This is a genomic window from Pseudomonas sp. PGPR N4 (assembly GCF_059693665.1).
This window is the reverse complement of sequence record NZ_JCAUKV010000001.1, coordinates 677,252-704,178: the sequence shown is the minus strand read 5'-3', so window position 1 is coordinate 704,178 and position 26,927 is coordinate 677,252. Positions and strand designations below refer to the sequence as shown.

At 54.8% G+C, this 26,927-nt stretch carries 19 protein-coding genes; 11 read left to right on the top strand and 8 right to left on the bottom strand.

Going from position 1 to position 26,927, the window contains the following annotated elements; all coding sequences use genetic code 11:
• Window positions 1-117: 117 nt before the first annotated feature.
• Window positions 118-2,970, bottom strand: a complete 2,853-nt coding sequence (locus tag AC58X1_RS03130) for a UvrD-helicase domain-containing protein (protein ID WP_497428312.1) — start codon at window positions 2,968-2,970, stop codon at window positions 118-120.
• A 506-nt stretch (window positions 2,971-3,476) separates the two neighbouring features.
• Window positions 3,477-3,695, bottom strand: a complete 219-nt coding sequence (locus AC58X1_RS03125; RefSeq protein WP_497428311.1) for an antitoxin Xre/MbcA/ParS toxin-binding domain-containing protein — start codon at window positions 3,693-3,695, stop codon at window positions 3,477-3,479.
• A gap of 355 nt (window positions 3,696-4,050) precedes the next feature.
• On the opposite strand from AC58X1_RS03125, the gene AC58X1_RS03120 reads away from it, so the two are divergent.
• From AC58X1_RS03120 to AC58X1_RS03105, 4 genes are all read left to right on the top strand, one after another.
• Complete coding sequence (locus tag AC58X1_RS03120) at window positions 4,051-6,360, top strand: AAA family ATPase (protein WP_497428310.1); 2,310 nt, start codon at window positions 4,051-4,053, stop codon at window positions 6,358-6,360.
• Window positions 6,357-8,228, top strand: coding sequence for a UvrD-helicase domain-containing protein (locus AC58X1_RS03115; protein WP_497428309.1), 1,872 nt, complete (start codon window positions 6,357-6,359; stop codon window positions 8,226-8,228). Before AC58X1_RS03120 ends, AC58X1_RS03115 begins: the two co-directional genes overlap by 4 nt.
• A 536-nt stretch (window positions 8,229-8,764) precedes the next feature.
• On the top strand, window positions 8,765-9,439 hold the full coding sequence (locus AC58X1_RS03110) for a cysteine hydrolase family protein (protein ID WP_497428308.1): 675 nt from the start codon (window positions 8,765-8,767) through the stop codon (window positions 9,437-9,439).
• Window positions 9,440-9,452: 13 nt separating this feature from the next.
• Entirely contained in the window at window positions 9,453-10,814 is a 1,362-nt protein-coding gene (locus tag AC58X1_RS03105) for a purine-cytosine permease family protein (protein ID WP_497428307.1), read from the top strand.
• A 928-nt stretch (window positions 10,815-11,742) separates the two neighbouring features.
• On the opposite strand, the gene AC58X1_RS03100 is transcribed toward AC58X1_RS03105, so the two are convergent.
• Window positions 11,743-12,558, bottom strand: coding sequence for an NADPH-dependent oxidoreductase (locus tag AC58X1_RS03100; protein WP_497428306.1), 816 nt, complete (start codon window positions 12,556-12,558; stop codon window positions 11,743-11,745).
• Window positions 12,559-12,690: 132 nt separating this feature from the next.
• On the opposite strand from AC58X1_RS03100, the gene AC58X1_RS03095 reads away from it, so the two are divergent.
• Together AC58X1_RS03095 and AC58X1_RS03090 are read left to right on the top strand one after the other, a co-directional pair.
• The gene (locus AC58X1_RS03095; protein ID WP_497428305.1) at window positions 12,691-12,966 is read left to right on the top strand and encodes a DUF7693 family protein; all 276 of its coding nucleotides are present in this window, start codon (window positions 12,691-12,693) and stop codon (window positions 12,964-12,966) included.
• A gap of 683 nt (window positions 12,967-13,649) precedes the next feature.
• Window positions 13,650-14,018, top strand: a complete 369-nt coding sequence (locus AC58X1_RS03090; protein ID WP_497428304.1) for a histone-like nucleoid-structuring protein, MvaT/MvaU family — start codon at window positions 13,650-13,652, stop codon at window positions 14,016-14,018.
• A gap of 125 nt (window positions 14,019-14,143) precedes the next feature.
• Here AC58X1_RS03090 and AC58X1_RS03085 read toward each other — a convergent pair whose 3' ends face one another.
• The gene (locus AC58X1_RS03085; RefSeq protein ID WP_497428303.1) at window positions 14,144-14,593 is read right to left on the bottom strand and encodes an ImmA/IrrE family metallo-endopeptidase; all 450 of its coding nucleotides are present in this window, start codon (window positions 14,591-14,593) and stop codon (window positions 14,144-14,146) included.
• A gap of 143 nt (window positions 14,594-14,736) precedes the next feature.
• Window positions 14,737-17,313: an AAA family ATPase gene (locus tag AC58X1_RS03080; RefSeq protein ID WP_497428302.1), complete on the bottom strand. Its 2,577-nt coding sequence runs from the start codon at window positions 17,311-17,313 to the stop codon at window positions 14,737-14,739.
• An 800-nt stretch (window positions 17,314-18,113) separates the two neighbouring features.
• On the opposite strand from AC58X1_RS03080, the gene AC58X1_RS03075 reads away from it, so the two are divergent.
• Entirely contained in the window at window positions 18,114-18,515 is a 402-nt protein-coding gene (locus AC58X1_RS03075) for a helix-turn-helix domain-containing protein (protein WP_497428301.1), read from the top strand.
• Window positions 18,516-18,985: 470 nt separating this feature from the next.
• Window positions 18,986-19,150, top strand: a complete 165-nt coding sequence (locus AC58X1_RS03070; protein WP_497428300.1) for a hypothetical protein — start codon at window positions 18,986-18,988, stop codon at window positions 19,148-19,150.
• Window positions 19,151-19,445: 295 nt separating this feature from the next.
• Here the strand turns inward: AC58X1_RS03070 and AC58X1_RS03065 are convergent, their stop codons facing one another.
• Together AC58X1_RS03065 and AC58X1_RS03060 are read right to left on the bottom strand one after the other, a co-directional pair.
• On the bottom strand, window positions 19,446-22,127 hold the full coding sequence (locus tag AC58X1_RS03065; RefSeq protein ID WP_497428299.1) for an AAA family ATPase: 2,682 nt from the start codon (window positions 22,125-22,127) through the stop codon (window positions 19,446-19,448).
• A 5-nt stretch (window positions 22,128-22,132) separates the two neighbouring features.
• Entirely contained in the window at window positions 22,133-23,719 is a 1,587-nt protein-coding gene (locus AC58X1_RS03060) for a hypothetical protein (protein ID WP_497428298.1), read from the bottom strand.
• Window positions 23,720-24,003: 284 nt separating this feature from the next.
• Here AC58X1_RS03060 and AC58X1_RS03055 point away from each other — a divergent pair, with 284 nt between their 5' ends.
• On the top strand, window positions 24,004-24,750 hold the full coding sequence (locus AC58X1_RS03055; protein WP_497428297.1) for a hypothetical protein: 747 nt from the start codon (window positions 24,004-24,006) through the stop codon (window positions 24,748-24,750).
• 241 nt (window positions 24,751-24,991) lie between these two features.
• On the opposite strand, the gene AC58X1_RS03050 is transcribed toward AC58X1_RS03055, so the two are convergent.
• Complete coding sequence (locus AC58X1_RS03050; RefSeq protein ID WP_497428296.1) at window positions 24,992-25,210, bottom strand: hypothetical protein; 219 nt, start codon at window positions 25,208-25,210, stop codon at window positions 24,992-24,994.
• A 385-nt stretch (window positions 25,211-25,595) separates the two neighbouring features.
• On the opposite strand from AC58X1_RS03050, the gene AC58X1_RS03045 reads away from it, so the two are divergent.
• Entirely contained in the window at window positions 25,596-25,997 is a 402-nt protein-coding gene (locus AC58X1_RS03045; protein WP_497428295.1) for a helix-turn-helix domain-containing protein, read from the top strand.
• Between the two features lie 74 nt (window positions 25,998-26,071).
• Window positions 26,072-26,638 (top strand): HAD family hydrolase, encoded by a 567-nt coding sequence (locus AC58X1_RS03040; protein ID WP_497428294.1) that lies wholly within the window; start codon window positions 26,072-26,074, stop codon window positions 26,636-26,638.
• The last annotated feature ends 289 nt before the right edge of the window (window positions 26,639-26,927 follow it).

The following is a 26,927-nucleotide window of genomic DNA, read 5'->3' as shown; positions in this document are numbered from 1 at the left end:
ACCCGCTAGTAGCTTCGCCCTGCTGTTGACCTGACGTTCAGCAACCTAGATCAGCCGTCGGACGTTTAGCGTTCGAGAGCTTCTCATCCCGAATTCGCGCTATCCGTCCCCGGGAGCTCATTTCACAGGCTTACGACCGCTACTAGGCACTGACGCCTTGAACGGCATTTTCTTCGGCGGCTTGTATTTACACCTGGGATAGGTTGAGCAGGATTGGAACTCTCCGTAAGGCCCTCGTCGCCATATCAGCTCACCAACCTTGCAGCCTGGACAGACAGGCCCCTTGGCCTTGGCGGGAGCTTGCGCAGCGGCTGACCCGGCAGCGGCGCTATCGGGCTTGCGTTCAGCTGCCGCCGGCTGTGTTATGGCCCGTCCGTTATCATCAAAGGGAGCTACGACACCTTCGTCGATCAACTCTTGCAGGAAAGACGAGCGGCGCCCTGCGACTGTGAACATCGCAACGCTGCGCCTTGCCCTTGTGAGTGCGACGTAGAACAGCCGGCGCTCCTCACTGGATGGAAAGGTATCGCCCTGCGGCATAACCAGGGAGAACAGTGGATCATCAACTTTAACGTTTGGAAACCCACGCATCACCATGCCGGGAAGAATCACATAGTCGGCCTCATCACCCTTTGAGGTATGCACCGTCTTGAACCTGAACGCCATACGATCGCCAAAACGTTGCTGCCAATCGTGACTCAGAAATTTGGCATCAAGCTTGTAGCGCCCCAGCACGAAGACGTTCACTTTGCCGCCCCGCCCCAAAGGCACTTTCCCCTCGCAGATCTGCTGGTAGAGACGCTCGACATACTTATCAACCGCTTGGGCTACCTTGTTTCGGTGCCCGACCTCTATAGCCTGGAAGGCCGGCCCGATGGGCGCCGTCACAGAGTTCACGTTCTTCTTGAATTGGGCTGGGTTCTTCGACACAAATCGGCTGGAGACGTCACAAATGGCCTGAGGGCATCTAAATGTCGTTTCTAGCCGAAGAACCTGGCCATGGCCGTACCAGGGTTTGAAACCTGTCATTACGGAAACGTCAGCGCCCGCGAATCGGTTGATCGATTGCCAGTCGTCCCCGACGGCGAATAGAAACAGATTGGGCTGCCGAACGAGGGCCTTGCAAAGCCGCGCCCGGGCACGCGATGCGTCCTGGTACTCATCAGCCATAACCAGGTCATATGGCGACCGGTGTCCGGCCTCCAAATACTCTGCAGCCTTATTGATCATGTCTTCGAAGTCGATTCCGTTCTCTGCGGCCAAGGCTTTGTTCCATTCCTTGACTACCGGGATCAGCAGGTCTACGAACATGTTGAACCGGTACTTGAAAGCGCCGCTGTCCATCTCGGCCAAGCGAGCTTTCAATTCCTGTTCCGTATAGCAATTGCTTTTGAAATGGTTGATGAACGTACGGATCAGTCCAAGCAGGTCGGCATGCTTGATGGGTTCCAGACCATTAAATGGGATCGGCCGATCAGGGTTAGGATCGAGCTCGATGCCCCTGTCGGTGAGCTCTTTCGCCAGATGGGTGAACGCTTCCCCAGTGCGGACTTGGTGAGAAAGCGTTTCGATCAGGCGCGTTCCCTTCTGTTTGTGGAGCTGACGTTTCCAAGCCACCCCATCCAGGTATTTCTTGAACTGCTCGGGGGGCTGGCCCTCTGCGTCCAGAGCAAAATGCTCATGGTAGAGATTTAGACCCGGGTAGAAAAAATCCGGGAAGTACTGACGATGTTCCGCCGTCGCAGTCGGGTGTTCGTACTCACGTTCATACTGGTACTCGACCCCGTTGTAAAAAAGCCAGTTGGCAATGATGCACTCCTCCTGGCTGGCCACCTCCTCGCCTTTTAGGGTGACCAGTTTCCCCTCGCCTGCCGAGTTTGTCGTATCGAACAGCTTGTCATTGCGTGAGAGAGGTAGGTGTCGACCAAACACCAAACGGAAAATATCCCAGCGCGTACGGAATGCTGGAGACTTGTCTTTGAGGTCATCAACAATCAGGGAGAGCTTGGCCAGAGCGAGATGCTCTTTACGAGCCCAGGCGGGTACATGCGGTGTGCTTCCGGTAGCCGAACCGATGATCTTCAGCCCTAGCGAATGGAACGTCATGGCTGCGATCTCGACGCTAGGCTTGCCAAGGCGTTCAAGGGAGGCATTGGCCCGTGCTTGAAGCTCTGCAGCCGCATCCGTGTTGTAAGCTAGCATGACGATAGATTGGGGGCTGACAATCCCCCGCTGCATGGCATAGATGGCCTTGGCCACCATCGTGGAGGTCTTGCCGGAGCCAGCCGATGCGACAACTTGCACGCGGTTGTCAAAGCACACAACTGCCTCCGCCTGCTCGTCAGTTAAAGGCTTGCTTTCTACCTTGTCGAAAAGCTCCCGGCATTCACGAAGCTCTCGCTCTGTGTGCAGCTTGTTGCGCTGCTCCCATGCGCCCGCCCAATCAGACGTCCAGCGTTCAATATCAAGCTCTGCTTGGGCATACCCATTCTTTAGATGAGCCCTCACCTCCGGGGTTTCGAGCAGCTCTCTCAGGGCCGCCACACTCAACTCTAGGGTTGGTTTGCTACCCAGTAATGCTTGCTGATTTTCATGGGTAAACCAGCGGTGCTTTTGATCAGCTGTTGCCAAAGCGTGGTCAACATCTGCGAGCCACCGGGAAAGCTTGGCATAGTAGGAATCGAAGCGTTGGCAGCGGGATCGTTTGACTAGATCATCCACCGCCCGGTGCAGAGCCGGAGCTCGTAGGTTCGAGAGACCACCAAAGCGCACACCCTCGTTTGCAGGCCACACGAGTTCCGACCATAGCAAGCGGCGTTTGATTTCAAAGCTTGCGAGCGTTTCAAGGGCTATGTGGTATTGCCGCTCACCGACAGCCACAACAAGACGATCGCTCTCGACAAGCAGACGCCAGTTGGCTGATCTAGTCAGCAAGCGCCCTAGCCTGGATGGCGTCCATTCCAGAAACATACACGATCCCTACACCCAAATAGACGCCATTCTAGCCCAATACTCAGGGCGTTCGGGGCGACAGCATCTATTCTTCGAGGGGCGCCAGATGCTAAGGGATCCGTTCTAGGTACGCACCGCCGCCTATGATTTGAAGGAGCAAATCGAAATTCCGAAGCCTTACACGCGGTACGGTGCTGTCTGGCTTGATACAAACGCCTAAAGCCGCACTCCTTGTCTGCGTTCAGCAAACTTCCTCTCATAACCCTGGTATCGGGCGCTAGGTACCCAGATTTGATAGAGGCGCCCTCACTCAAGATGCTCAGATGTGAGGGTGAGTTTGCCGGACGCTAACGCTGTTGAGTACAAGAATGGAGCGATGCTGAATGCCGAGTAGTCGGCCATCGCCTTGGGGCCAACCCATCGACGGTAGAACAGCCCGCTTGAGCCTCGGAACGTACCGCTCGGAGGTGGCTGCCGCGCCCCCATCGCCACATTGCGGGATGTAGGGCGCTGCCAAGCCTCACTCACGCAACAAACCCATGCTCTAAGCGCCTGACAAACTCGATAACCGTGTCAGTTTCCTGCCGGGTCGTGATCATGCGGGCAGGAGCTTTGCCGCAAAACGCTTTCACCGGCCGTGACATCCAGTGCAGGGCTGCATCGGCATCGCCGCCATACAAGCGCTTTGCTGCCTCGAGCACTTCCAAATAGCGAACGTGTTGATCAGGAGGCAAAGTGCTCATGGGTAAACTCCGTCTGCGTTCGTTGTGCTGCCAAGCCAGGCTAGCATTTTCTAGCCCGCGGCCAGCTTAGGCAAGCATAGGCCCTATGGCACCGCGGAAAAACGCCTATCAGGTGGCCTCCCGGCTACTAGGTAGACCCTGCAGGTAGGCGATCAGGCACTTCTCTAGCACGACTGAGCAGAAACGGACTGCCCCCGGATGCGTTTCGAGAACCGAACCTTAGCGATTGTTGTTGGGCTCTCCGGGCGCATTGGCAAAACGCCACTGTGGCTATTGGAGTCCTGCAGACGCTGGGCTAGAGTCTCGGAATCCACCACCGCGGCAACCCGCCGTGAGTCGTCACAAGGAAGAGGCTATGCAGATCCAGTACTTGGAGATTGCGAATTTCCGCAAGCTCCTGTCCGTTCGAATCGACCTGGCAAGCACCACCACCCTATTGGTCGGCGCCAACAACAGCGGTAAGTCTTCCGCGATGTTGGCCCTGCGCAAGTTCCTGCTGTCGAAAGCGACCGCGTTCCGACTGCAAGACTTGACCCTGTCCCACCTTGCAACGATTGATGCCACTGGTGCCGACTGGGAGGCTGCTGACGAAACCCTTGAGCCCCCTAAGGCTAACGAGTGGGCGCATTGGTTGCCCACGCTGGATCTGTGGGTGGAAGCTTCGCAAGGGGAGCTGCACCACATTAGAGATCTAATCCCCAATTTCGCCTGGAAAGGCGGCCATGTAGGGATGCGCTTCAGGCTTGAGCCCAAAGACATGGCCAAGCTCTTTACCGATTACCGGAAAGAGCGAGCACGCGTGACAAAGCTGCAGCAAGAGATCGTGAACCAGACCGAGGAAGGGAAAACGGCACCCACCCTGCCCCTCTGGCCGCAAAGTCTTCACGACTACCTGAATCGGCGCCTAGGTACCATGTTCGTCGTTCGCTGGTATCGCCTCGACCCTACTCAGCTTCAGGCGCCAGATCCCAAAACGCGCCATGCCAATCTGCAACCGCTATCTTCGACCGCTACGGCGCTGGATGCCAATCCACTCACTGACCTGATACGCGTTCATGAAATCAACGCCCAGCGTGGCTTCGGAGACAGTGCAGAGGAATCTGTCACTGAGGGCAGAGGGGGCTCGGGGAAAAAACTGACAGAGCAATTACGCGCCTACTACAACCGGCATCTGGATCCAGGTGACAGCCCAGACATATCAGATCTAGAAGCGTTGACAGCTATCCAGGCTGCTCAGACTGCGTTCGATTCTCGGCTCACCTCGAGCTTTGCGCCAGCTCTTTTAGAAGTCGCTGGCTTGGGCTATCCCAACCATTCTGATCCCGCTATTAAAGTGGAGACCCGGTTGTCTCCTACGGATGGTATGAACCACGAAGCAGCGGTGCTGTTCGAGCTGGATTCAGTCGCCGGTGCGCCTGGCGCACCCCCCATGCGGTTGCCCGAAACCTCTAACGGGTTGGGTTACCAGAACCTGATCTCCATGATTTTCCAACTGATGGCGTTCCGGGACGACTGGCTAAAAAAGTACAAGGATTCGGAGGAGCGAACCGACGCAGGGGTCGAGCCAATCCACCTCGTGCTCATTGAGGAGCCTGAAGCCCACCTGCATGTCCAGGTGCAGCAAGCTTTCATCAAGCATGCGTATCACGTCCTGAGTAATGACCCGCTGCTGAAGAAGTATCCGAAGCTCAATACCCAGATGGTCGTCAGCTCTCACTCGAGCCACGTTGCTCATGAGACGGAGTACGCGAATCTACGATACTTCCGGCGGCTGCCGGCAGGAATGGCCGGTGTGCCGGTGCCGGTATCGACCGTCTCCAATCTGAGCACGGTGTTTGGCGACAAGAACCGTCACAAGCAAACGAAAGAGTTCGTAACCCGCTACCTCAGGGCGCAGCATGCTGATCTCTTCTTTGCCGACGCAGTCATCTTGGTCGAAGGTGCGGCGGAAAGAATTATGCTGCCGCATTTCCTGCGCAGCCACTTCCCTTTCCTTGATCGGTGCTACATCACCATTCTGGATATCGGGGGCAGCCATGCGCATCGCCTCAGGCCCCTGGTTGATGCGCTTGGTATTGTGACGCTGGTGATCACGGATCTCGACGCAGGGCACAAGAAATCAGCTGTACCCGTGAAGCGCAAAGCATCACAGGCGACCAATAACCCTACCCTGCGTAACTGGATGACGGCGCAGCAGGTTGGACACGATGTCGACACGCTCCTGGATCTGGATGATGAGCACAAGGCTCAACAGATAGACGACCTGTTTGCGATCCGAATCGCATATCAGACGCCCATCAAGATCCAATTGCCCAGCACTGAGAATGAAGCCGAAGCGCTCCCCAATACCTTCGAGGACAGCCTGGTGTTGAGCAATGTGCAGCACTTTAAACAGAAAAAAGGCAAAGGTCTGACCAAACCCTTTGCGGCGGCGCTGCGTGAGTCGAAGACCGCAGATGATCTTGGCAGAGCATTGTTCGACGCGCTTAGGGAGGGTGACAAAGCGAAGTTCGCCCTCCAGGTTTTGGGTGACCCGGATTTTGCGAAGTTGACGGTTCCAGAATACATCCGAGAAGGGCTCGTCTGGTTAGAGGAAAAGCTCAAGAAGAAGAGCAAGGAGCTGCTGATTGTTCCAACGGCCAGTATCGAGGTGACAGAGCAATGAGCATCGTGACTGAGGTACCTACTGACCCGAAGCGGAACGCGGACGATGTTATTCAGGAGTGCCTTAACCTTGAACATCCACGCAGCTTTTTCCTGTACGCAGGTGCCGGCTCTGGCAAGACTCATTCGCTTGTGATGGCTGTGAAATCGCTCAAGGATCGTGAACGCGAACGCCTGACCTTTGAGGGGCGCCAAATCGCGATCATTACCTACACCAATGCAGCCTGTGAGGAAATCGCTCGCCGCCTCGAGCACGACCCCTTGGTTGAGGTCTCTACAATTCATGCGTTTTCTTGGCGAATGATCAAGGGCTTCAACGACGACATACGTGATTGGCTGCGCATCAAGCTTGCCGAAGATATCGAGGAGCTTGATGACAAACTCAGTCGCGCCCGGGGGGTTAACAAAACCTTTCTGGCGAACCAGGCCAGTCGGGACAGCAAAGCGCGCCGCTTGGCCAACCTGGACGACATAACTGCCTTCACATATAGCCCTACCGGTGATAACCGAAGCAGGCAGTCGTTGAACCATAGTGAGGTCATCCAGATGGCCGCGGCGTTCATTCCCAAGCCGCCGTTGCTTGACGTCATGGCGGATCGGCATCCGGTGCTGCTGATCGATGAAAGCCAAGATACGAATGGCCCTCTGATGGATGCATTTTTACAAGCTCAAGCCGCAGCTCCCAAACGTTTCTGTCTGGGATTGCTGGGCGACACGATGCAGCGGATCTACAACGATGGAAAGGTTGGGCTGGATGATGCGATTCCGCCGGATTGGGCCAAGCCTGAGAAGCGCATGAACCGCCGTTGCCCGACGCGAGTTGTTGAACTGATCAACGTGATCCGCGCCAGCGTAGATGATCATGAGCAGATACCTAAGCCAGGCGCCGCGCAAGGCACTGTGCGTATGTTCTGCACGCGACAGGTTGCAAGTCTGGACTTTAGCTTGGAAGACCAAATCGCAAAGCAGATGGCAAAAGTCACTGGAGATGCGCAGTGGGCAGCTGGCACGAAAGGCCGCAAGACGCTCATCTTGGAGCACAAAATGGCTGGGCGGCGCATGGGATTTGAGGGGGTATTCTCGCCGCTGTATGAGGTTGAGCACCTTGGTACCGGACTGCTGGACGGAACGTTACCCATACTTAAGCTTTTCTTCGAGCAAGTCGGCCCTATCCTTGAAGCTGCGCAAGCAGATGACTTCGCGTTGATGGAGGCGGTGCGTCTACGCTCTCCTCTTCTTGATCCCAAGCACCTGCAGTCGGTATCTGATCAGCTCGACTTGTTGGAGTCGGTTGGTAAAGCTACAGCTACCCTGTGTGAGCTACTCAGGGACAACGATCCGTCGATAGAGGAAGTATCCCAGATTCTTCTACAGACTGGCCTGCTTGAGCTGCCGGAACGTTTCGCGGAAGCCTTGGCTCAGGGCGCAACGACGGACGACGCGCCGGATACTACAGATCATGATGCGCTTGAGGTTCATGCGTATCGGGTTGTGCTAGGTCGCCCCTATTCGGAGATGGCAGCATTTGCGGGTTATGCAAATGGGCTGTCGCCGCTTGACACCCACCAGGGCGTCAAGGGGCTGGAGTTCCCGCGGGTAATGGTCGTGCTGAACGATGATGAAGCACGCGGATTTCTGTTCAGCTATGAAAAGCTGCTAGGCGTAGTACCTGCGTCTGCAAACGACGTGAAAAACCAGCTCGCTGGTAAGGACGATTCTCTCTCTCGAACACGACGACTTCTGTATGTCACCTGCAGCCGCGCTGAGGAAAGCCTGGCAATCGTGGTCTACACCGCTGAGCCAGAGGTTGCCAAGGCGAGCGTCATCAAGGCCGGCTGGTTGAAGGCGGACGAGATCGTGGTGCTTTGAGACGGACTGTAGCGCTGTGAGACTGCTCCGTCAGGCACGACGGAGCATCAGGAGGAAGTAGCTAGTGACACCCTCGTTACGTTTGGTACCACAGTATTACGGCATACCGAATACCAAAGGTAACGGGCTACTATCACCCTCTCTCGTAAGCTGCAGGCCAGACGGTGCGTAGGTGTTGGCTTGATTTTTGCTTTGCTAAGGCATCCCCTCGTAGAGCATTTTTCAATGTTCAACCTCAAAGCTGTTCAGATCAATGCAAGAGTCCGCAGCGCTAGCTGTGGCAATGCATTGCCGTCTGGAGCTATGAGGGCCTACCTTCGTCGAACCTTTTCGCCATCCCAGGTGGAGCTAAGACGAATGCCTGCCTGTGTGGCAGCAAAGCAAAACGGTTTCTGGCAGATAGTCAGGTAAATCCCATCCGCGAGCATCCAGCTCGCGGTGAGGAGTGATCCCGCATCACTCAACCCATTCCTGATAATCCTCCGGTATGCCCCCCAAGGCGCTTACTGCGGAGTTCTGCACTCGGAAGAAACGTGATGAGCAACGATACAGCCTTATTGGTTATCGATTTACAAAAAGAAGACGGCTTTTCTCTTGAGCGCTTTGACCAGGTGGTCGAGAACGCAGCCGCGTTGATAGACACCGCCCGAAATCTCGGAATCCCTCTGTTCTATACCCGCCATGTTAATGAAGCCCTAGGTGATGACCTGATGCTTGGTGAGCCCGTGGACGGTCATGGCCAACCAACTACCTACCTCGACGGCACTTATGCAATTGAGATTCTCAATGCGCTTGCTCCTATCGAGGGCGATGTAGTAATCGATAAGCACCGTTACAGTGCATTTCACGGAACTAGGTTGGCTCAAATGCTTCACCGCAGGGGGATCAAAAATCTCGTTGCAATAGGCGTCTTGACTGATGTCTGTGTAATGACCACTGTTTTCGACGCGTACCAGCACGATTTCAACATAACCATTGTCAACGACGCTTGTACCGCCACCACATTAGCCGCTCATTATTCGGCTTTGTTCATTCTTTCCAACTGGGTCTACGGGCTTGAGATCTTTTCTACGGAGCAGTTGATACGGCGTTTACGTAGTGAGCCAGCGACCTCATTGCTGACTGCTGAGCCTGATCACCTTGCGTTCCAGCCTGAGGCGTTTGTAGAGGCTATACAGCGTCTTGAAAAGAGCCTTGTCAAAGAGATTTGATTGGAGAGTCAAAATGAAAGTAGAAAATAGAAGTATTGATTTCGTTCCCGAAAATGAGCGCTACGGCAAGCCTCGCTCGTTGTTTTTTGTGTGGTTTGGTGCGAATGCCAATATCACGACCGTTGCGGCCGGCGTATTGCCAATCAGTCTAGGGCTTAACCTGTTTTGGAGCGTCGTCTCTATTCTGGTGGGGTCAATGATTGGCGCAATCTTCATGGCTTCGCACTCCGCGCAGGGGCCAAGATTGGGCATTCCTCAAATGATCCAGAGCCGGGCACAATTCGGCGTCTTTGGTGCAATCGTACCACTGCTATTCGTCATGATGATTTATCTCGGTTTCTTTGTCAGTAATACGCTGCTCGCCGCTCAGGCCATCGTAAACGCGAGCCCGTTGAGCAATGAGACCAATATCGCGCTGCTAGGTGCGGTTTGCTTCCTCGTAGCTTTGTTTGGCTACCAACTGATCCATCGCTTCCAAAAGATCCTGTCATTGGTATCGATAGTAGTTTTTGGCATCGCCAGTTACTACGCTCTCACCATGGCAATTGAACCTGGACAGTGGACACTGCAAGGTTTTAGCTGGGTAAGTTTCCTAGCGTCGGTGAGCATTTCAGTGACTTGGCAACTGTCGTACGCCCCCTATGTGGCCGATTACTCTCGCTACTTGCCCACGCAGACATCTAGCCAGCAAGTTTTCTGGTACAGCTACCTCGGAACGGTGATTGGCGGGAGCTGGATGATGATTTTGGGAGCGGTGCTTGCAAAGAGCATGGCTGGCTTTTCGGATAACGTGGGCTTGAATCTGGTTGGCGTACTGGGGGGCGGCACTATTCTCACCTTCGCGTTCGTACTGTACGGTCAAATCGCGATTAACGTTTTCAACCTGTACGGGGCCTTCATGTCGACCGTGACGGTAGTAGAGCCCTACTCAAGATTGAAGGTGACGCCTGGGGTACGCGCCGGCTTCATGCTAGTCATTTGTGCGGCAGCGACAGGACTATGCACTCTCGCCCAAGATGACTTCCTTCAGTTCTTCCTCAACTTCATCTTCTTCATGAGCTATTTCCTCATCCCTTGGACAGCAATCAATCTTGTGGACTACTACGCCCTACGCAACGGCGTCTACCAGATCGCAGATATCTTTGAGCCGAATGGCGTCTATGGGAAGGTGAATTGGATAGCCATCACGGTGTTCCTCACAACCATCATCCTCGAAATACCCTTCATGAGTACCTCGCTTTACGTAGGGCCGGTAGCTCAACAGCTGGAGGGCATTGATCTGGCTTGGGCTGTAGGTCTTATCTTCCCCGCAGTCGCTTATTACTGGCTCATGAAACGCCGTAAGACTCCGATGTCTACACTCGCCAAAATCTAAGAAGCGCTTTAGCGCCCTGAGCATACGACTGGATTGATTGCTCAGGGCGCATTGCCTACCGGGAAAATGAAATCTGCGTCGCCTACCCTCATCGCTTCGCTTTGCTCCTGCAGGTCATTAGTGCCTGGCTCCAGTGAAGCCGCGGAGCAATCCCGCCAAGCTATCCCGCAGGCGTTGCCGCAGGCTTTGCTTTGCTGCTCTGCCAATCCTCTCAAGTCTTTCAATCCTGGCAATCATCCGTGCGATGCCAAGTCGCGCACGTTGTCGACGTCCATTCCTTCTCATAAGCCGGTCTCCAAATGTCCCAATCTGGTTAATCGAAACACTAGTGGTAGATTGGTCACCGTACCATTTGGCGCGCCCGTGGAACCAGCCACGAGTAGAAAGGGTGTTACCCCCCACCCTCAATGACTGTATGTGCATACAGTATTGTTGAAATCTCACGGAAAATGAGAGCCAGCCTGCTCGAGCAGCACCATGGTCAGCTCTCAATCATTCTCATCCGGCCCAATGCCAGGCGTCGCAGGGCCTGTAGCCATTCTTCAGGGATGGGCGTTCAGCTAGAAATTCTCGTCGAAAAGGCCGGTCAGGTGGTCAGTGTGGGGATGAAATAAAAAACTGTATGGATAAACAGTTATCGACAGGTGATTGCCCCAGTCGGCCGCTCAAGCGTTAACAACGTCAGCCTCGCGCTGCGCACCAAATCGCTCAAGCGTCTCCACGGTAGGAGCCGGAAACTGAGCTGCCCTACTCTGCTTTATGCCACCCCTGCTCGAGCGTTCTGCCCACGCCCCTTCCTTCGCTCTCCGAATTGATCAAGCCAGCGTCACAGCGCCGGGGCGTGAGCGTCTAATACCCTACGCAACTGAGATTTCGCCAATCCTAGCGAGCGGCGCCACAGCTGAAGAACTCAACAAACCTACGAGTATCAGCGCAGCCCGAATCCCATCCGCGCGAGCTCACCAAGTAGCTCTTCACGCCCATGCAGGCTCGAAACACTCCGCAGCCTACTAACCACTTGCTCTGACCATCCTGAAGCCTTCATGCCTTCGCGTTGATAGAACACGCCCAGGTGGTCATCGTAGTCCGCGAGAGCGCCCTCCTCACCGGCTGTCGTGTAGGTTTCGTGATGCAGCACGGCTACTTGCGGCAGCCGCGGCTTCACCTTGGCAGGTCGGTCAAGGGATGGGTATCCGACGCACATGCCGAAAACTGGATAAACCTGAGGAGGCAGCGCCAGCTCTTTGGCTACGCCTTCGATGTCGTTACGGATGCCACCGATGTATACGCTTCCAAGCCCCAGCGATTCCAGTGCAACGACGGCGTTTTGCGCCGCCAGTGCTGCATCGATGGTGCCGAGCAGCAAGCTTTCCAGGAAAGGCAGCGCTTCCAGCTCAACCCCCTGTTGCTCCGCGATGCGAGACACTCGGGACAGGTCTGCCAGCCAGACAAGAAAGAGCGGCGCTTGATGGATGTAGGCCTGATTACCGGCCAGGGCGGACAGGCGCTTTTTACGATCGACATTTTGAACGGCGACGACACTCCAGACCTGCAGGTTTGAGGATGTAGACGCAGACTGAGCGGCTGCGATTAAAGTCTCGATGGTACCCTTAGGCAGAGGTCGGTCAGTGAAGGCCCGGACGCTCCGGTGATCAAGGAGCTGCTCGATGATCTCATTGCATTGGGTGAGCGGCGAAATGTCAGGCGTGCCGTAGCGTGCGGTGAGTTTTGAGTGGGCTGTCATGGGCGTCCTCCAAAAAGGCCGAAGGCTATCAAATAGATGTCGGGGTAACACGCCCAGGACGCCAAGTTTCATTTACCATGCGATCTAGTCCGGGCACGGCCAGCCCAAACATCCCAGCCAGGTACCTTTCGTTTGGCAGCAAAACCACTAACCGCCCGCGAGGCTTATCAAGTCCTGCGCGACATCTCCCTTGGGGTTCGTACTATGCGCCGCTTGGGCGCACAGTCTTGGTCTGAGATCTACTGTGGCCAGATGACCATTGAGAGCGATGGCTGGGTGCTCACGTTCTACAACGATTGCGACGCCCTCGATTACTGCGACAGCTGCTACAGCCCTGATGGCCGCGCGTACGTTTTCAATTCGTTGCAGTCATACAGTACAGACCCCGTAGAGCTGTTGAGCACCTAGGAGCATGCGCAGCTAGAAAAGCTGTTGAGTACCTCGTAGCCGGCCCTGAGAGAGATACGCGGGTTTGACTGAGTAGACGGTCGGCTAAGGCCGCTAAGATAATTAGCTCCTCATCGCGGTGATTGCCCATGGACGATTTCGCCAGCCATTTTTCTCAGCAGAGTCATGAGCCCCACGCCGACGACCGCTCACCTTGTGAGCCGTCCTTCGCCTGCGCGGGCTGAGCAACGTATACACGCTAAAGCTGTAGTTCAGATGCTATGAACAACAGCACATCCCTTTACACACCCATTTCCGGACGCGTACGAGCAACGCTTCGCCCCGTACGCTATTGACGTGCCATGTCCCGCACTAGCTGAAAAACTGGTATCGACCCAGCATGATCCAACAGCTCCGGACTGGTGACATCCTGGTACATGCAGGCTCCTTGCGCGACTTGAGCTCGATCGGCGGCGAGGCCAACTGGTGCATGAGTACATTTGTACTCCTGCATGCTTCCAGGGTCAAAATGACCCTTGGTTTCTTAAGCTCGCTTCAATTGCCATCCAGGGGATGACGTTCGACGTAAATGACTCAGCGCTTGACGTCGTTGCTCTATCGGCCTCAAGCGCCACCTTGAATCTGCACATTGAAGGCATTTAACCCAGCACCTATACTCGGCGCACTACATACAGGAGTGTCAAATGTCCAGACTCGCAGAATTCCGTGCCCTCGAGCAGCAATTAGCTGCTCAGCTCGCCGAACTTGAGTCCCTCAAAAACGACGATGGCCTGAAACGCGAAATCGAGTTCGAGAAGAAGCTTCGTAATCTGCTCAACGAGTACGGTTACAGCCTGCGCAATATCGTGGCCATTCTTGACCCACAGGCTGCTAATCGACGTGCACCAGCCGTGGCAGTTGAAAAGAGTAGCCGCAAGCCGCGCCTGCTCAAGGTTTACAAAAACCCTCATTCAGGCGAACGCGTCGAGACCAAGGGTGGTAACCACAAGACCCTAAAAGAGTGGAAAAGCCAGTATGGCTCCGAGGAAGTCGAGAGCTGGTTGGCTCATTAAATCCTCCTGAATCAAAGAAAGGGGCCCTTGCGAGGGCCCCTTTTTTATGGATTTTAGAAAGATAGATGGATGCCCCCCCAAGCGCTGCAGCCATCGTCAATAACCGTACCAAGGCCCTCCCCGCTCTAAGGCCAGCGCACCAACTCCAGCTCCTTAATCCGGATGGCCATGGCCGAGTCCGAGACACCGAATTGCTGGGCCAGTGAAACCAGGTTCTGGTTGTTGAACCGGGAGCACCGCGCCAGCACCAGCTCGCGCTCACCGGAGTCTTTCGACGCGTAAAGCAGCCGATCAGGATTGATGGGATCGAGGTGATACGCGATCACGTCGTTGAAGCGCAATGGCCCCTTGCAGCAGAACATGAACTCGAACCGTTCCCTCACCAGCTTCTGAGGCATGAGGAAGCAGGCCGCAAAGCGATATGCTTGCCGCTCTGCTGGTGCACGTGGCGTTTGCAGTGGGCTGCCATCAAACGCGCGGTCGCGGTGCATGACAGTGTCTTCGTGGAGCACAAGATGGCCGATCTCATGCGCGCCGGTGAAGAACTGGACTTTGTCACCAAACTCGCTAGCCACGGCAATCTTGTGGGGCGGGAGAGATTTCGCGCGCTGCTCACAGTAGCGGTCACGCTATTTCGGATACGTCAGTACGCGGCAGTACATTTGTACCCTGGGCGACAAACAGGTGCCTCCAACTGAAGGCACCTGACGTTGACTAGCTAAGCTACAGCAGCACGGCGCTTGATTAGTTGGTCGCGCCATGTCACCAGCGCCTCTAGATCTTGGCGCAGTTCGGGTTCTTCTGGTATTACGACTGGCATCTCACTGGACTGGCTGTGCTCATAACAGCTGTACTTAGTCATGAAGTCATCGAGCAGCTTGCAGTCTTCGAGCAGAATGCCCTGAATATCTCGGAGGCGGCCATCGGTTTGAATGCCCCGCCGATGCCTCAGCACAACCTTATTGAGTAAATCTTCTTCGATGGTGCGCTCTAGAAGCTTACGGAACTCACTGCAGATGGTCTGTGCCAGCCGCTGATACGCCTCCGCACCATCGGCCTCTCCTGCTTTCTTGGCGACGGCCAGACGATTGAGCAACAGGTTATTGGCTTTCTTGGTGGTTGCATTCCACACCTCCTGATCAGCTGGATGACCCGCAGCACCTCCATACGATTCGATCCGCATTGGTCGGTAATTCTGCTTTTTCCAATCATCGCCGACCTTCTTGGCCAGTTCGTCCAGAACGCCGTACAGAGATAATCTGTGGGTCAAGATGATCACCTGGCGCGTTTTAGCCAGAGCAATCAAGCGGCAGGCGACTGCCCATTCAAAATCGTGATCCAAAGATGAAATAGGGTCATCAAAGATAAACGGCGCTGAACCTGGTCTCTCACAGACGTCAGCGATGAACGCCGCCAGCGAGATGATTCGTCGCTCCCCCTCACTCAAAATACCGTGCGGCTGGGTTTTTGCGTCATGAGCGCCCTTCAGTCGTATTTGGTGAAGGACAACTGCGTTGCGGGTACGGGCCTTTACGAGTTCGACCTGGATACGATGAGCCCCAAGCGCTTTGAGTTCTTGATTGAAACGAGCTACGTAAGCATCGGTGACCACTGCCAGCGTCACCTCCGCTGCTTTCGTGGAGATGGGGCGAGAGTTAGTCAGCGCCTTCCAGCCCTCATACTCGTTGATCCTCCTGAGCCGCTCCACCTCAGCACGAACCGCGGCGGCCTGTTGAGTGATCCACTTGCGTGCTTCCAGCGCAAGTTTCTCCTTCGCGGCATGCGCACGATCAAACTGCACCGCGTCGGCCTCATACTGGGAGGCAATCTCCGACAGCCCTTCACCATATTCAGTCAGCGCCTTGATGTTCGGAGCCTGAGGTGCAACAGGTAGCGCGGGGGCGACAACCTCATGATTGAGGAGAGTTGCACGGGTCTGCGCGGCGCTCTTCCAGAAGCCTTTCAGGAACTCAGGCCACTCCTGTGCGCCCAGCCCAGCCGCTTCGCATTGGGTCGCGATTTCCTGATCGCTAGGTATTCTGGGAAGCGCCTCCAGCGCTTGGGTGTACAGCCCTTCTGCTTGCCTGGCGTCAGCTTCGAGTTTGCCCTGAACGTACTTTTCGAAATCCTCAAGCCTGCGCTGGGCCTGCCCATCCAGGGTCTGCTGGCATAGAGGACAGCGAGCCTGGTCGTGAGTTGCTGGGAAAGGATTCTGAGGATATGGGGTGGACGAGAATGCCCGGGCGGCCTCCCACATAGCTCGCCAAGTGGGAATTCCGACCCCATCCAGTTCCGCCATGTCGACTTTTGCACTCTCAATGGCAGCCTGTCGCTTTTGCGCTGCGATTTGCCTGAGCTCGCGCAGAGACTTAAAACAGGCACCTGCATAGGCCCGCTCAGCATCTGTCAGCGCTGTGATGACCTTTTGCAGCTCAGCTTTAGTCCGTCGCTTCTGCACAGCCAATGCAGCCGGATCCTCAGCCTTCAGCCGTTCTGTGATCGCGAGGAGCTGCTTTTCGTCATCCGCCTTCCACACCAGGGCTTCGTCCAACACAGCCGTGGTCGCCGTCCCAAGACTCTGGTATAGGCGTTTACCTGGCGTACCGTCGTAAATGGCGGGCAATTGCGGTAGCGCGGTGACTAACCTTGACTGCTCTGCGGTCAAGGCATCGCGAACCTGTTCGACAGCGCCAGCTAGCTTTTCAAACAGGCTTACTATGGGCGGGATGTAGGTCGCCGCACTCTCTGCGGTTAGGTAATGGCTAGCCTCATCGCTGTCGAAAATATCTATGTCGCGAAGCGCATCAATCGTAGGGTGACCCACATGCCATTCATGTGACGTTTCCTGACCGTTAAGCTGGGACGTAATGTGGCATTTGCTAGCAGCAGGAGCGGCTTTGAACACGTTGGTTTTCAGCTCACCGGCTCGCGGCTTTCCGGAGAGCTTTTTCAGGATCCTGGTATAGCTGGATTTGCCTGAGCCGTTGTGACCATAGATGACAGAAAGATTCTCAGATCCGAACTCCAAAGGCATGCGAGGAGCCAAATTCTCGATCCCAGATATCTCGCTGATCTTTACCAGTCTAAGGTCACGGTGCTCAGCATTGCCTTGAGTGAGTTCCGTAAAAGCCCTGTGTTTCGAGGCCTTGCACCCATCCGGCGTCTTAATCAGGGCAACCAAAGCTGCGATATCAGCGCCATCCAGCTGCCCTTTTTTTAACAGCCGATCCACGGCTTCTTGCAGCCAATCGTTTTGCTTATGAAGCCACGAGCGAATATCCACCTGCGCCTGCATGCTTGCCCACTCCTAGACAGTTGGTCGTGGCAAAACGCTAGCAAAGGGCCAAGATCCTCGCCAGTTTCTTCCGAACAGGATTTGTGAATACTTGTGTGAGCGTGTAACGGTTTTTGTGCGCCATCAGGGTCTAATTCTGAGCCTCTTGAGATCCCCCGACTGCGTAGAAATGTCCTCCATACGATTGACCCACTACCTTGAGCGACCGACCGTGACGCGCTTCGCACTGCTCGCTCCTGTAAACGGCGAAGCCTTGCGAGTAAATTTTTGTAAAATTTGGCGTGTTGCTTTGTATTCAAAGAATAAGCGCAGCCCAAGGCTGCGAAGAAGGCGATTCCCCCTTAGCCCCTGCGGGGCGATGAAGATGCGAGCCTGGCAACGAGGCCTAATCTGGAAACCGTCAGAGCAAAAACCGAACCGGCAAAACGGTGTGTGAACCTTGCAGATCATCTGCGGCTGAACACCACTCGCTTTTTTCTTGTCCTCAAATATAGAACTCCGTCTCGCGAAAAAAATTTCAAGGGCGCATGCAGGAAAATAGTTGAAATACAGTGAGTATCACTACTTGTCTCGAAGAAATCAGTGGAATCAACTGGCATTGTTGGCCGCTGGACACGAGCGCATCTCCGGCAAAGGGGGGTATCGGGATGTCAGGAATGAGCATCTGCTGTACCCAGAATGATCCCTCAGGTTAGTAGGCGAGTTGAGTGCCTGTGGTAATCTCTGCTGCTCTACGTCGGGTCTTTCCGCTGCAACAGGTGTGCGTGGGCCCTTCCACCTCTCCTTGGCCAGGAGCATCAATGTCGCTCAAAACAGGATTCGCCACTGTGCTGAAAGCCATCCGAACTAGCCGCGGGCTCACGCATAAGAACATTTCGGGTGCTAGCAGCCGAGGCTACATGCTGAAGCTGGAGCATGGGCTTTCAAGCCCAACCGTCGACAAGCTGATAGCCATCAGCGAGGCGATGGGGGTGAGTCCTCTGACACTGTTCACATTGACGCTTAGCGTGGAGAGCGGCCAACCTGTTGATACGCTCGTACAGCAATTCAAAGCGGACGTATCAGACTTGGAAGCCAATGGGGCGCTTAAAGGCTTAGGAATGTCATCACTCTCAGATATCCGTGCGATACGGGCCACCTCTCCCCGCCGGCGGACGGTTGCTTCCCCTTCCTCTCAAGCCGAGCTGTGCTTCGCAGAGTAGGAAATTTTGGACTGCTCTATTGTCAAAGTCCGAGATCAATCGAAAGCAGAGCGTCCCGAAACTCAGCTGGCGCGAGCTCCTCATCCACAAGGCGCTTGAGTACGTGATAGCTAACATGAGACCGAAGTTGCTGCCGGATATGGATGTAACTGCTATCCGTGCGCGGCACATTGGTATTCGGAAGGACGCTCTCAAGTATAGCAAATACCTCTGCTCCGACATCCTGTCTGTACACGCGAGTCAAGCTATCCAGGCCGGGCTTTCGGCGGTAGTTTGATACTGCATCACTCACTATCGACGTTAGACAAGCGCGATAATGCCCAATAGCGCATAGCCAAACCTGCGCCTCCTGTTCAACCTTCAATACCCTGTCCTCGCGGCTTGTCAACAATGCGCAATATTCGATTAAAGCGCACTTGAGCGCCAGCTAAGTCGCCAGGTGCGGCTCAACCACCTCGGAATTCTCGACCATGCATATTCAACTGGATCTGAACCACAATGATCGCGACGCGCTGCTGCCCCACTGCTGGGAGTTTACTCCCAGCAGTGGGGACGCGCGTGAGGACTCCCGCTTGGCTGACGCCTTGGAGGTGCTTGCAGCGGCGCTGGAGGAAGCCGCGGTAGTCGATGACTAACTTAATTGTGTATTCGGCCTCAAGACGGAGGCGCTCCACCTTAGCTTGATCGTAGCGCTTTATGGCCTGCTAATACAAAGAGTCGTCGGGCAAGATCAGTTGCTGTTTATTCGCTGCATGCCCTCTGCCTCACATCGCTCATTCTCTGCAGCTTAGTGCTGCGCCCTTCCCCCATACAAGCTCAGAAACCTAATAGCTGGGCCGGCGGAACCGGCCAAGCTAGCAATCAGATCAGAACAGCACTCCAAACCCAAAATTTGCCACGTTTCAGAACTTGGGGGGGGGCGCTCCGGGCCTATTTTTTGGAGTTTTCATCCAGCCATTTGAGCGCCTCCTCGGTTCTGGCTTTGCTGGCTATGGCTATGGCTATGGCTGCGGTCTCGGACGCGATCTTTGCGAAGCTGGCCGAGTTGCTCAACCATAGGCCAGATGTTGGCGACCCGAGCGCTTGTTTAATAAGTGTCGAGTCACTTTTCTCAAGAATATTCCTAGCAAGCCTACAAAGCTCAGCATTTCTAACCATTGCTAACCTGACGTTCAGATTGGCATCGCTTGCGAGAGCAACCTGTAGTTGATCGGCAAGCCCTGGTCGGCTAGCTAGTTCCTTCTTGAAGTCGACCGATTTTTCAGCCAACTCCTTCAGTATCGAGTTGACATCAACCACACGAGCCATGTCCAAAAACGTGCCGACTTGTCCGTGATTTGACTCAAGCACGAGCGACCGAGCGGTCTCAGTGAGCCGCGGATTATTTGCAAGTGCATCAAGCACTCCATCGTCCCCGTCCTCGGCGAGTGTCATCTGGATACTCTCCGGTAGGTCGGAGTTTCCTGCAACAGACTGTCTCACCAGTTGGTTCTCATCCTCCGCTAGGGCCATCATGGTGTCGTGGCTTAATCCAGCACATTTAGCGAGGTTTATTTTTTGCTTATCCCGGAGTCGGGGAAAAATATTCTCCATTGCGGCATTGCAAAGGCCTGGGTTGGCGACTAGAGCCTCTCCGACTTGGTTGGCGTACTCATAGCTAAGCTTGAGTTGATGCGCCTCGGGCAAACCAATGCACCCCGCGAGAGCCGCACGCACTTTTACATCATCATCAGCGATGAGATATTCAGCCAGCCCAAGGGCATGCGCACTTTTTGCAATTGCGAAACGGATCTCAGCTCCAAAGCTCTTGTCCTTGAGATGGTGCGAGAGAAGATCCAATGGTGCGTTCTGATTTTCACAGGCTAGCTGGAGTAGCTCCGAGTTGAAGTCTGGCGACCCAGCCCGAATGTTGATTCGTATAGACAGAAGGCGCTCAGGGCACCGTGGATTGGCGTAAACCGCCTTCTGAACAGCAATCTGTGGGTCTGTGACCAACTTTTCGAGGAGGTCGGTTGGGCAATCTCTTGATTTGGCCACATCCTCACGTTTGAGCTGGTTAGGGTCGTCCGCCATACGAATCATCTGGGCGACGCTCATGCCTCCCTGATCGGACGCAGGGCGAAGTTTCAGCTTCTCGAATAGCTCCTCATAGCGACCTACCTGCTCCCGGAGCGTCTCACGCAATGACACGGTGGATTGAATTGCGTTGAGCAGAAGCTGCTGATCCAGAGCCTTGTTGTCAATGAATGCGGTCGTGACTGCCTCCCCAACCGCATTCTCAATATCCGCACCGCAGTAATCGCGGCAGGCATCCACTATCACATCCAGATCCAGACCTTCGCTGGTCTGCTTCGCTTTGGCCAAGTGAATTTCAAGGATCGATTTCCGCTCTTCTCCGCTAGGAAAGCCCACATAGAAAATTTCATCGAACCGCCCTTTCCGAAGCAGTTCTGGAGGAAGCGCTGTGATGTCGTTCGCTGTAGCGATGACGAAGACTGCTCCTGACTTTTCTTGCATCCAGGTCAGAAAATAACCCAAGAGCCGCGATGACACCTCAGAGCCTGAATTTCCCATGCCGACGAAGGCTTTCTCTAGCTCATCAACCCAAAGGATGCAGGGGCTGACTGTCTCCGCCATCGACAATGCACGACGCATATTGTGCTCTGACTCGCCCACGTACTTACCGAGAAGCGAGCCTATGTCCAGGCGCAGCAGGGGCATCTGGAACAGGTCAGCTGCAACCTTGGCAGTTAACGACTTGCCGCATCCAGGCATACCGGCGATGAGCACTCCTTTTGGTGGAGTCACTCCGTTCGCGAGTGCTTGATCTAATCGCTGAAGTACCTGGCCACGTTGCTGCAGCCACTCCTTGAGTCGGTGCAGACCTCCAATATCAGAGGCACGCACGTTGGCGTCGACCATCTCCAGGACACCGCTCTTGGCGATGATCTGCTTTTTCTCGGAGAGAATAATGGTGAAGTCGGATTGAGTGATCGACTCACCTGGTCTCACGGCCATTCTGAGCACCTGCCGCACTTCCCGCGCAGTCAGTCCGCTTAGGCCTGACACGATGGCTGCGCTCAAATGATCGGGGACAGAGGCTTCGTTCTCTATGAGGATCTCACTGAGTAATTGGCGGATCGTGCTCCGGTCTGGTAAAGGCAAATTCAGCAATGTGACTTGTGACTCAAGGGAGCTAGGAATCGTGAACGATGCTCCTACCAAGAGCACGGCACATTGTCCGCTATGATGCCGTTCGATGCGATTCAACAGCTGTTTCAGGCGAGCAGCGGCGAGAGTGTTTTGCTCAAGGGCCTGATTCGCGTCCTTAACAACGATTAGGCAGCCATCGAGTTCATCATCATCGAGCAACTCGAGCAGGCACGTCTCGAGGTCTGTTCGCGCTGACCGCAAGTCAGATGCGAGTGGCCGTTTGGTATCAAATTTTACCCAGCCATGTCCCATGTTCCACTCTTGAACACGCGTCATGGATAGTGCCGGAGCTAGCTCTCTGATGAAGGCATCTACCCGCTCTTCCTCGGTGCTGACGAGATAGATTGCCGGGGATCCTGCATGGACATGCTGGCAGAACTGCTGATTCAGAAGGCTCATAATTGTCACCAGAACTTCAATTTGTCTAAGACTTTGTTTGCGACTCGGCTCACGCCTTCGCAGACCGCAGCAGCGGTATCAGCGACTGCCTTGGCCCCCGCTCTGACGATCCGCTTCCCGGCCTCATAGATCGCCTCTCCAGCAGCATTACCTGCAAGGCCGCCAACAATTCCGCCAATCAGCCCCCCTGCGGCGATACCGACAGGGCCGAAGCAAGCACCAAATGCAGCTCCCTCAGCTGCCCCTTTTGTTGCAGTCAGGAGTGAAACTACCCCGCTGGTAGTGACCTGCCCCATTGCGTCTACGGCCTCAGGGCCGCTGAGCTCGCCCTTTGCAAAGCGGTAGAGACACTTGGCATTTTCCAGGCCGAGGTGTGCCATGTTCGCGATTACACCGGCTGGGGTGTTCTTACCAACCTTAAGCCAGCCATTTTTCACTGCGACGACTAGCGCGCCGCTTACAGCAACTTGAACCCCGGCCTGCGTTGCTCCTTTAGCACTGCTGCTCAGGAACTCCTGCAAGTCTTCAGTCAGCGCAGGGTTTTCTTGCCCACTCAGGCCATTCCAGATTCTGCGTCCAAAGATTCGAATCCCTTGTAAGCCAGAAACGAGTCCAGCACTGATCAATGCCTGTTTGCCGATCTGCTTTGCAACAGTCAGCCGGTTAGCATCACTCCATTCGTATTGACTGGCTTCTTGCTCACGCTGAGCGCGCTCTTGCAACTGCTTAGCTTCTTCCTTCGTCAGTGGCCGTGAGCTGACGCCATCGATATTGATGGTTTCGCTGGAGTTATGTACTTCATCTCCATGCCCCTTGGGTACGAGCTTGCGCTGCCCTCGGTAGTCGCCCTTCTCGAACAGAGCTCCAGTGGACTCGGCGTCCTGACCGTACTTGGACTGATAACGGCGAACCAGCTTTCCGTTCTTATCGTAGATCCCAATATCCATCGAGTTCTTGCCCAACCCACCATTCCCGGCTTCAGGCGTTAACACCTTTGCTCGGTATGAGCTTCCTTGGGCAGCAGCGTCGATATTGAAGGTTGAAGCATGGTGTTGCTCAGCAATGAAGCCATCAAGGTTATAGGCCTGGCTGACGCCTCCATCCTTACGAAGGATGGTGCTCAACGCATCATTGGTTGCGTCCGCTAGGGCACGATCAATACAAGCCGCATAGGCTGTCAGCTCTACGTTGCCTTGAGTTGCGGCGCTCTCCTCAAGGCGTCGAGCTAACCAGCTGGATTCGCTGTTACCCTTCTCGAGATGGGTTTGGAGCGAGCCATGGAGCCGATTTGCGACCTCAGTGCTTTCAATGATCTCAAGTGCAATTTCCCGAGCTTCCCCAGGATGATTCCAGCTCAAGACATGTCGCTGAAGCTCTTGAGTCAGCCAATGATTTAAGGGAACGACGTCTTTATGCTTTTCGTAGGACTTGAGAAACGAGGTGACCATGGCCCCCGTTTGCAGAGCGGCTGCGTCATTGGAAAACCCTTCAGCTCCAAGACGGTCTGCTTGAAGCTCTTGTTGCCCCTGATCCTGCAAGGCTTCTAGATCGACGAAATGCTGATTGTGATGGAGGATAGAAAGATCGGTCATTTGTGAGTCCGTTCCCATGATGGCAAATGGCACTATTTTAACATCACATAGACACTATCGACGCACCGGTGTTAATCCGTCATGCGGGCGTCGGAAGCTCTAAGCCTCTTACTCATTTCACGGATTCTTTCATCCGTCGGACGCGTTTGTCACGATGCGGTCGATCGGCTTGGAGGGATTTGGGTAAGGGCGGCTCCCTAAGCTCGGGTGCTCAAACCGCCAGCTCAGTACCCAAGTGGTAGTGCCCTTTTGCTATCATGTGCGTCATTGCTAATGGCGGACAGATGATGGATGGAGCTGTAGCGGAATTTCTGCGGAAGAAGAAAGATGATCTCCCGTCTCTTTACGATTGGACGTTCGATGACCACTTCGCGAGCTCAGAGTTTGGTATCGATTTTTCAGGAAAAAACTCTTTCGAACGCACCCTTGAGCTGAAAGCAGGTCTTCGAGATCTTGTGCTCTCAACCTGCTGCGAAGCTGAGCACGGCCGAGTAGCGACCTATTTCATCAAGGTGTGGGGTGGCATTACGCGCTTTTCGAAGGTCAACGAGACGCTGGAGCTCTTCTCCTCTCACCGGGGCTCGACAACGATGCCGGCTGGGTTTAAGCCGTCCTTCAAGCTCATCAGCAGTTGGTCAAAGTGGGCGTCTATCGTCTGCCCAGATTGGGCATGTATCTATGATGCTCGCGTTGCGTACTCTCTGAACGCCATCAATTACCTCACAGGTGCGAAGCATCCTATTTTCCCGATGCCTGAAGGTCGCAACACGCGGCTGAAGATGCTGGACATCACCACACTGCTGCTGGCAGAGCGGTTGATCCCTGGGGAGAGCAGTGATCCAAAAAGCATGAGAAAAAAGCATTTTGTATCAGAGCAAGATGCATACCTTCTGTACCTTTCCATCGTGCGCAAGGTGAGCAAGGATCTCTGGGGAGATGACAGGCGCATCCATGAGGTAGAGATGCTGCTCTTTGCTTTGGCTGATGGTGAAATCTACCGAGAGGTATTCAACCGCCTCGCAATGAATTGAAATAGATTCTCCAAACGTACCAGAGCAAGGGCAATTGTTAGCAGAATCCCGGATGCTTGCGTGCCCCTTCGAAATCGCAAACGCCCCGTTTTTCTTAAGCAACAAGCAATTGGTCGAATTAACGATGATCACGCGGGTGACTTGAGCGGGTTCGACTCAAGTCAGGGCGAGCTTTGAGGGGGCACGTACTAGCCGACCGCCGTCGATTCAACGTGCCGCTTTCTCCCCTAACGGCGCGCCGCTATTGAATTTTCGGGAGCGGCCCTCCTAGCGCACCTAGCTGATAGTCTGTCACCGCTTGGAACTGTAGCTCGGCAGTCATCCGTAAGCGCTCCAACTCCGCACCCGTGACGCCGCCGGATTGAGCCTCGTGGTACCGCTTCAAGGCCTCGACGGCCTCGGTGTACATCGGATCATCCGGCATCAAGACCTTGCTGAGATCCTTCGGCTTCATTTTCATTTCACTCACGTTGGGATAGGCAGACTGGAGTCGATGACGACAACCTCATGATTTTCGGAGCCAGGATCATCGGCCTCCTCCGGGAACCAGCTCAGAGACTCGAAACCCATGATTTGCCCTTCGCGCACAACGTCTTGGTAACACGCAACAACGTCTTCCAGGGCTGAGCAATCAGACCGTGGGATCAGAACTGGAAGGTCAGGGTCGTACTTACGAAGCTCTGCGATCAAGTCGCCTACGTTCACATTTCGTCCTCGAGTAGCGGCTTTATAGAGGCCGTTGGTTGGGTCTTTCAAAGGTATACGCAAGGAAGTCCTTGTTTTCCAGCCGTGATAGGCTGAATGCGTAGCCTCCTATCGAGATAGCCATCCGACAAGACTGAAGCATGACACTCAAAGCCTCCTTCGCCAGCGTGATTCGTGCACTGCGTAGCAAGCGCAACATCACCCAGAGAGATTTCGCTGACACTACCAGCCGTACCTACCTTTCCAAGCTGGAGCTGGGTAAGTCGAGCATCCCATTGGTCAAGCTCGATCACGTAAGTCGACGCCTGGAGCTCAGTCCTATTCCCCTCCTCACCCTTACGCTCAGTGAGGAAACCGGCAAGCCTTCTTCTGAGCTGATTTCCAAGCTGCAGTTAGAGGTCGCAGATCTGCAGCGGGAAGATGGCTTGCCCGGCCTTCGAGCGATCCCAGAGATGGGCCTCCAAATGCGTCGCTTGCCTTGTAGAGCCAGGAGCGGTCATGAGTCGAACTGTATGCAGGCGGAGCTCGCCTTCATGGATTGACCGTCCGTATCAAGTGTACATAGCGGTAGCCCAAGCATCGCCTTACCGTCATCACAAGATCGGAGTGAGAGCTGATGAACAGTAAAACGGCCATTTTCGATGCGTTCGGCACGGTTGTGCGGATAGGCCACAGAACGAACCCATACCGCCAACTGCTGCGTGAAGGAATCAAGCAGGGCCGGCGCCCTCACCCTGGCGATGCGCATCTCATCATGACGCTGAACCTGGATCTGCGCAGTGTCGCCGAGCATCTGGGCATCCATCCCTCACAGTCACGCACGGACGAGATCGAGACCGCTCTGCACGCAGAGCTCGACTGCATCGAGGCATACCCTGACGCGATCAAAGCAATCGTTACGCTCCAGGAGCGTGATGTTGCAGGTGGGATTTGCAGCAACCTCGCCAAACCCTATGGCGCGGCGGTGAAGCGCCTTTTCCCCAGCATGGATGCCTATGCATTCAGCTTTGAAGTCGGTGCCGCCAAACCCGATCCTCGAATCTACGTAAGCGTCCGGCGAACTCATCTTCCAAACTCCAGCTTTAAGGGCGATGGTGCCGGCGCATTTTTAGACGGACGCGATCCCTATAGCCCTGATTTTCATGCTCGAACGATCCTCTTATCTCAACCCTTCACAGCCTAGGTCGTTCAGGAATGCCTCGAACCTGTCGCACCGTGTTCAGTGTTGCCATCAGCCATGGCATCAATGCCAGCGTCATCTGCAAATGGATCTCGTTCTTTCGAGACCAGCCCGTAGCCGCTTCACTACCAGCATTCCCTTGGCTAAAGCCGCCCTACCAGGCCCCCAGCCCAAACATCGTGTCTCGATAGCAGATACTAGATTCTTAAGCTAGGTTTGTAACCATTGTCGGAATATGTGTACCTTCGAACAGGATTCAGCCTATTGGACAGTTTACGAACGGACGCCTCAA